General features: G+C 46.1%; 8 protein-coding genes and 1 pseudogene. 3 read left to right on the forward strand and 6 right to left on the reverse strand.

Annotation, left to right across the window (positions count from 1 at the left end):
* Window positions 1-355, reverse strand: a pseudogene (locus GRP75_RS16120) (protein prkA); the annotation flags it as partial.
* A 283-nt stretch (window positions 356-638) separates the two neighbouring features.
* Here GRP75_RS16120 and GRP75_RS16125 point away from each other — a divergent pair.
* Window positions 639-1,472 carry a DUF2161 domain-containing phosphodiesterase gene (locus GRP75_RS16125; RefSeq protein ID WP_023987810.1) on the forward strand — a complete coding sequence of 278 codons (834 nt, stop codon included), beginning with the start codon at window positions 639-641 and terminating at the stop codon, window positions 1,470-1,472.
* A gap of 19 nt (window positions 1,473-1,491) precedes the next feature.
* On the opposite strand, the gene GRP75_RS16130 is transcribed toward GRP75_RS16125, so the two are convergent.
* Window positions 1,492-2,745: an aminotransferase-like domain-containing protein gene (locus tag GRP75_RS16130; RefSeq protein WP_160789804.1), complete on the reverse strand. Its 1,254-nt coding sequence runs from the start codon at window positions 2,743-2,745 to the stop codon at window positions 1,492-1,494.
* A gap of 50 nt (window positions 2,746-2,795) precedes the next feature.
* Window positions 2,796-3,452, reverse strand: coding sequence for a response regulator transcription factor (locus GRP75_RS16135; protein ID WP_023987808.1), 657 nt, complete (start codon window positions 3,450-3,452; stop codon window positions 2,796-2,798).
* Window positions 3,453-3,727: 275 nt separating this feature from the next.
* Here GRP75_RS16135 and GRP75_RS16140 point away from each other — a divergent pair, with 275 nt between their 5' ends.
* Together GRP75_RS16140 and GRP75_RS16145 are read left to right on the forward strand one after the other, a co-directional pair.
* Window positions 3,728-4,135, forward strand: coding sequence for a hypothetical protein (locus GRP75_RS16140; protein WP_023987807.1), 408 nt, complete (start codon window positions 3,728-3,730; stop codon window positions 4,133-4,135).
* Window positions 4,132-5,199 carry a phosphodiester glycosidase family protein gene (locus GRP75_RS16145; protein ID WP_160789805.1) on the forward strand — a complete coding sequence of 356 codons (1,068 nt, stop codon included), beginning with the start codon at window positions 4,132-4,134 and terminating at the stop codon, window positions 5,197-5,199. Before GRP75_RS16140 ends, GRP75_RS16145 begins: the two co-directional genes overlap by 4 nt.
* Before the next feature lie 99 nt (window positions 5,200-5,298).
* On the opposite strand, the gene GRP75_RS16150 is transcribed toward GRP75_RS16145, so the two are convergent.
* The 3 genes from GRP75_RS16150 to serC form a co-directional block, all read right to left on the reverse strand.
* Window positions 5,299-5,547 (reverse strand): AbrB/MazE/SpoVT family DNA-binding domain-containing protein, encoded by a 249-nt coding sequence (locus GRP75_RS16150; protein ID WP_013309439.1) that lies wholly within the window; start codon window positions 5,545-5,547, stop codon window positions 5,299-5,301.
* Window positions 5,548-5,923: 376 nt separating this feature from the next.
* Window positions 5,924-6,388 carry a tRNA (uridine(34)/cytosine(34)/5-carboxymethylaminomethyluridine(34)-2'-O)-methyltransferase TrmL gene (gene trmL, locus GRP75_RS16155; RefSeq protein WP_160789807.1) on the reverse strand — a complete coding sequence of 155 codons (465 nt, stop codon included), beginning with the start codon at window positions 6,386-6,388 and terminating at the stop codon, window positions 5,924-5,926.
* 239 nt (window positions 6,389-6,627) lie between these two features.
* A partial coding sequence (serC, locus tag GRP75_RS16160; protein WP_160789806.1) for a 3-phosphoserine/phosphohydroxythreonine transaminase occupies window positions 6,628-7,289 on the reverse strand: 662 nt, incomplete at its 5' end.

A 7,289-nucleotide genomic window follows, 5' to 3' on the forward strand; every position in this document is an offset into this window, starting at 1 on the left:
GACCACGTTTTAGCAACGTGACCAGTGTCGATTTCCCCCCACTGACGGGTCCCATCAAAAGAAGGATACGCTTGCGCACATCGAGCCGCCTGGCTGATGAATGGAAATATTCCTCCACCAACTTTTCCAGCGCTCGATCCAGTCCAAAGATCTCCTGCTCAAAAAATTTGTATCGCTTATGTCCCCCAACCTCTTCTACACCAAAAGATTCAATCATCTTGTAAACCCGTGCATGAGCTGTCATCGCCGGCGTCGGGTCTTTCTTGAGTATCTCAATATACTCTCTAAAAGTGCCGCTCCAGGCCAGACGGTTGTTTTCCGCCCGGTACTCCGCAACGCGTTCAAAAATATTCATGCTCGGTTCCTCCCATGACTGCGTAATGACTATCCTCCACTCCTGATGATTATGGCTACACTCGTCACGCCTTTCAGGATATGATGCAATCCCCTTAAAAAAAGTGTAATACATACCTATGCAGATTGATTTAAGAATTGACCTATTTTTTATGACAGGTCTCTCTGCTTTTTCGAAAAAACCAAGGGATACACTGTGCTAAAATATACAACAACGACGCGGACCTGACGCATTATGGTACAATATAAGCTCGGAATAATGGGATAAAGGAGCGGGAGAAGTCATGGCGGTTCGGCATGAGACGGAGCTGTACGCTCCGGTGAAAGCCTTTTTTGAGAACTTGGGATATGAAGTCAAAGGAGAGGTACGCAACTGCGATTTGGTGGGTATCAAGCCAGGACAACAGACACCACTGATTGTGGAGATCAAAAAGACGTTTAACCTGGCGCTTGTGCTGCAAGGCATGCAGCGTTTGAAACTAAGCAGCAATGTATATGTAGCTGTAGAACGAAATCGTGCAAAAAAAGGAGCCGTGAATCAGCGCTGGAACGAGCTGGTCGGACTGTGCCGCCAGTTAGGACTTGGCTTGCTCACTGTCACCCATTTTAAAACTAAGCCGCCACTCGTTGAGGTACTGTGTAAGCCTGCGGCGCCTAGCGACAATGTCCACAATGCAGCAAAGGTACGCCCCGGCTCGCGCAAGGAAAAGCTGCTGCGGGAATTTCACGCACGTAGCGGTGACCACAATATCGGCGGCAGCACCCGACGCAAGCTGGTCACTGCCTATCGGGAAAAAGCGCTGCGCGTAGCCGTAGCCTTGCAGAGCTTGGGGGAAGCCGCTCCGGCGCAGCTAGCCCGCATAGCAGCCGTCAGCACAGCTGCTGCCGTACTTCAGCACAACTACTACGGCTGGTTTGAGCGCGTATCCCGCGGCCGCTATCGACTGACTCCGTTTGGCGAAGCTGCCCTGAACGAGTATGCGGCAGTACTGCAAGAGCATGGCATTAAAACGGCCACTGGAATGGACGCAGAGCTTGACGAGGACAGTGGACAGCTTCAGATTGCGGAAGCGCCAATCACTTACTCCACTGTTGCTGCGGAAGCGGAGGATGACTGACATGGGGCGATGGTTTTTGCTAGCTCCGCGCAGTAAATTCACTGATCGTCTCACCGATCAGATTCATGCCCATAAGCAATTGCTCACGGCCCGGATGGCTAAAATTGAGTCGGATATGGGACGCGCCTTCACTGCCAACCGCACATAGCGCACCTGGCATAAAGGCTACGCCTTTGGGTAACGCCGCCTTTAGCAGCAATGCGCTGTCCAGCCCATCGGGCAACTGCACCCATACATACATGCCACCGGACGGAATATGATACGTCACGTCTTTCCAAAACGGGCGCTTGAGCAGCTCCAAGATTAATTGAAGTCGAGTCGAATATTCCTTGTTCAACATCGCCAAGTGCTCGTGCCATTGAAAACGCGAGCTGGTCAACAATTGGAACAGCAGCCGTTGGTTCATCGTACTGGATTGCATATCAGCCAGCTGCTTCAATGCGTACATCCCTTCAATTAACGGTGCAGGACCAGCAGCCCAACCCGTTCTCAGCGCAGGAGCAACTGTTTTATTGAACGAACCGATATAGAGTACTTGACCTCCCTGGCCCGCATGATCCAGCGCAAATAGTGAGGGGTAAGTCTCAGCAAATTTTCGACTCTGACCATGCGGACTCTTGTCATGGGACTCATTTTTTTGCTTGAAATGCAATTCACCATAAGAATCATCCTCAACTGCTAACACCTCATGATGCCTGCACAGGTCCAAAATTTCCTGCCGCCTAGCCGCGCTCCACAAGGAGCCCGTCGGATTCGTAAACGTTGGCGTGGCAAAAAAAAGCTTGGGTCGATAACGGATCATTAAAGCTTCAAGCTTATTAGGAATGACACCTTCCCCATCTGATTCTACAGGAACGATCTGCGCACCCTGCATAGATAGTACTTGTAAACATCCAGGAGATGTAGGGTTTTCGACCAATACCGGATCACGCTCATCCACCATCAGCCTTATGATCAGGTCAATGGCCTGCTGACTGCCTGTCGTGAGAAGGATTTGACCTGGTGGTACTCTTACTCCTTTACGCTGTTCCCACTCTCCCGCAAGCCATGCCCGCAAAGGGAAATAGCCCTCCGGTTCACCATACTGGAGGGCGTCAGGGCCGGAGCCAAACACATCATGGGCCGCTTCTTCCAGCAACTTCACCGGAAACAGCTCTTGTGCAGGTAGTTCTTCAGCCAGAGATATAAAGGAGTGTCTTCTCGCATTTTCCCGGATATGACGCACTGGAGAAGCCAACATCGCAGCCGTTCGTGAAGCAAAGGAATATTGCATGAACATCCTCCTTCTCCTGAAAAATAGGTCATGATCTCCGGGCTGACGCGTCAGGCATATAGCTGCTTCATCTGACGCGCATATAAGGCATAACGTTCAATCGCCTGCGCCCGGCTGGACACGCCTAATTTCGCATAAATTTTACGTAGATAATTATCAATGGAGCGCCGGCTAACTTCGATCTCGATAGCAATTTTGTCATATGTAATACCTTGTACAATACGTTCCATAATAAACACTTCGGTTTGTGTCAATTCGTCAAAAGGCTCGGATGCCATTAACGGCATAAAGGGCCAGTTTCCACACCGAATCCAGTCCATTGGTAAAGAAGCAAATCCTTCGCGTAAACCGTTGATCAGATGGATTAACTGGCTCGGTGATGCCTGCTTGGATAACATTCCATTTGCTCCAAGCGAAATTAGCTGCTGAAACAACGTAATATTATCCTCATCCGTCATAATAACAATATGGCTGTCCGGAGACAAGGCCCGCATTTGTGTCAAAAATGGTTCCGCCGTTCCCTCAGGCAACCTGTAGTCCATTAAAATGATTTCCGGTCGAATGGAACAAGCCAGCTCCAAGCCTTCCGTTCCGGAGGAAGACATCCCTCTGACAAGCAAATCCTGCTGGTCTTCCAAAATAAGCTTTGTTCCCAGCATACTTGTAGGATGGATATCTATGATGACCACCTGCCATACTTTTCTCATATCTAAACCTCCTGATTTTACAAAAAAATACATAGTTAGTAGCGAAAATAATTCTAAAATTGGGGATTGCATATGTAGAAATTGCGCGAATGTGAACGTATAGGAAGCGAAAAACGTTTAAGGAAATTGTATCCTAGGACTTCCTTCCGATGCAATCTCTTTTTCCAATATTTTTATACGACTATTTCGCTTTTGCGAAATAAATAGGCCCATGATAGAATTGGTACTGCAAATAAAGACTGGAAATTTGACTTTACACGGGAGTTGAAAATCGTATGCAAGCTTCACCTGAACGTCCTCCTACCGAAGCTCGGCGGAGCAATTCAAGAAAGGGGTTACCCGTAAAGGCTTTTCTGCTATTTTGGTTCATTCTTATTATACTAGGTGCTCTCGCAACCTATCTGTATAGCAATCACTTGAAGCAGCAAATGCTAAACGAGATGCAAACCCATACAGACCAACAGATTCAAGCACTCAAATCTGACTATGAAAAGCAACTGACTGCTCTTTCCAAGGAAGTTAGCGGATTGCAGGGAAAAGTCCAGTCCTTCAATGAACTACTGACCTTTACGAAGGATAATGCAAACAATAAGACCGATAACAGCAATAAACTGTATACCCAATTAAACGAAGTCAAGCAGCAACTCAATACACTTCAGAAAAAAATGGACTTGCTAAAATGAATGTAGACGCAAAACAAGTGAACCGGTTCTTTATGTTGGCCCTTGCTCCTTTTATCGGTTTGTTGGGGTGTATTTTGTTAGTGCATCCCTCATTGAGCTTTCCTGGGTCTACTTCTTCGAGTCTGCAAAAAGCTGAAGTCACTCTACAAACGCAATCAGTAGGCAAGCAGCTTGATGAAGCCAAGCAAACGGCAACATACACCTTGTCTACGATTCGCCGGACTTCTGAGCTATACAAGCAAACGACCCAAACGATGAATCAGCTTGTCGTGACTGCCTCTACGCAGTCCAAGCGGCCCGCGGTCATCTATGATCGACGTATCACCGCCAAACTGGGGGTTCCCTATGAGCGGGTAGATAGCAACCGGATTACCATTGAATTGTTTAAGGTAAACCCGGGAATTTATCATGGCTACGCTATGAAGGTCAAACTTAAAGATCCTACTGCTATGAAAATGTCTTTGGGAAGTGACAAATTGGGTGGCTCTGAAACCACCATGCGTGCAGTCTTGAGACACGGAGCTATTGCAGGCATCAATGCAGGCGGCTTTGCGGATGGAGACGGCAAGCGCTATCCATTAAGCACTACTGTCTTGAACGGCCACTACCTTACTGGCTTTCAGTCCAGTTTTAAGGATTTATCCTTCGTCGGACTGAGTAACGATGGCAAGCTTATCGGTGGCAAATTTTACAGTCAAGGTGCTCTTGACAGCTTAAAGCCTGCCTTTGGGGCTACCTTCGTTCCCGTCCTGCTGCAAAGGGGACAAAAAATGCCTATTCCTGACAAATGGAAAGTCTCCCCCAAGCGGGCCCCGCGTACGGTCATTGGCAACTATAAAGATGATCAGTTGCTCATTATTGTCGTAGACGGCTACAATGAAAGCGGGGGTTCGGGCGCGACGCTCGAAGAACTGCAAGGGAAAATGTACAATCTAGGTGTTCAAGATGCCTATAATTTGGACGGAGGCGGTTCCTCGTCGCTTATACTTAACGGTCGAGTCATAAACAAACCGTCCGATGGTAATTTGCGTCCAGTCCCTACTCATTTTTTGTTCTATAAATAGCTACCTAATAGTCTACTACTAAATTAAATATGCTAGCCGACGTACGGCTCTATCCGAAAAAAAGCATCACGAACGAATGTCGTGATGCTTTTGCCTCATTTAGGAGGAATACTGTGTCATTTCTGTCAGGCATTGAGCACAAATATAACGGTCTTTGAAATCGTTCACTTGTTCTACTGACCCGCAGAATACACATTTTGGACGGTAACGCTCCAAAATAATGTGGTCACCCTGAACCAAAATTTCGACAGGATCTCCCTCATTCATTTGGTACCTTTTACGCAGTGACTTAGGCAAAACTATTCTCCCCAGCTGATCAACTTTACGTACCACACCGGCAGGTTTCATCGTGATCGTACACCTCTCCTATTGAGTAATAACTTACAAATTTCTTACCATGCGAAAAACTAGGTACAAAGACACTATTCTTTATGTAGTATTCGCTGTCTTTTTGTCGAATCCTGCTGATCACAGGAAATTTTATTACATTTTTTCATAAAATCATGAACCATATCAAAGTATGGTACAGAATGTCTATAATATTTTTATCGACCGGAAAGCCAATTATCATTAGCCCTCGCTGAGAAATTTCGCAAATTTTCGACCATACAACCTTTATTTAAGCTCCACTGTCATGTACCTTTGAACAACAAAGGTGAAACTCTTATTAGCAACTAAGGTCCTGGTTCTTTATTCGCATTTATACTTGTTCACTCGATGCTCTTTATGATAAATCCGGAAAATCCATTTGTCTCAGCGCTTCATATACAATAATCGCAGCGGAATTCGACAAGTTTAGAGATCTTACTTTATCAGACATAGGCATCTTGATACATGTATCTGGATTAGCAGCTAGCAGCTCTGGAGGCAAACCTTTCGTTTCTTTACCAAATACCAAGAAGTCTCCATCCTGAAATGCAACATCACTATATCGCTGATTCGCTTTGGTCGTCGCATAAAAAAAGCGGCCTTCCTGATATTTCTCCTGCACTTCAGCAAAAGACTCGTGATATTCAATGTGGACAGCATACCAATAATCAAGTCCAGCCCGTTTTAACGTGGCATCGTCGGTACGGAAGCCCAGTGGCTTCACCAGATGCAGATGAGTTCCGGTTGCAGCACACGTTCTGGCAATATTACCTGTGTTAGCCGGGATTTCCGGCTCGACAAGCACAATATGTAATGGCATCACGTTTCGTTCCCTTCATCATTAAATTCATCAGACAAATAACCTACAGTTTAACCAAAGTGTATACATTAAAAACATACACATTCTTTTATTTTAACAAAATCAGACAGATATGAACATCAAACGACAAAAATTTCAACCCACACCACTAAAAGCCTTCCCCTATACACATTCAGGGAAGGCTCTACATTTACTTTTTCGATTTTAAATATCGTGTATCGAAATATATGTCCGCGTAATTAACTGTTACGTTGCTTGAATCCGTCCATAAACTCGGCTAATGCTTGACAGTTCTCCAGTGGAACAGCATTGTAGATCGAGGCGCGAAGCCCTCCTACACTGCGATGTCCCTTCAGTCCGATAAATCCGGCCTGTTCGGATTCCTTAATAAATTGTTTTTCCAGATCCTCATTCGCGAGGCGGAAGGTTACATTCATGATAGAGCGATCAGCGCTGTCCACACAACCACGATAGAAGCCTTCGCTACTGTCAATACGGTCGTATAGCAAAGCAGCTTTCTGCTGGTTCACGCGCTCAATGCCTGCCAAACCGCCTTCTTCCTGAATCCATTTCAGCACTTCATTCACCATGTATATGGCAAAGGATGGGGGAGTATTGTAGAGAGAGTTATTTTTTTCATATGTGCTATAACGCAACATCGTAGGAATATTGTCCGGTGAGGAAGTCAGCAACTCTTCACGGGCAATCACGACCGTCACACCAGAAGGTCCCAGATTTTTTTGTGCGCCAGCATAAATCAATCCAAATTGAGTAACATCAAAAGGCTTGCAAAAAATATCGCTGGACATGTCCACAATCAATGGTACGGACCCCGTATCCGGGAATTGCTTAAATTGTGTACCTTCAATCGTTTCGTTGGACGTCATATGCACATAAGCAG

This window comes from Paenibacillus sp. OT2-17, assembly GCF_009827695.1.
GTDB lineage: Bacteria > Bacillota > Bacilli > Paenibacillales > Paenibacillaceae > Paenibacillus > Paenibacillus polymyxa_B.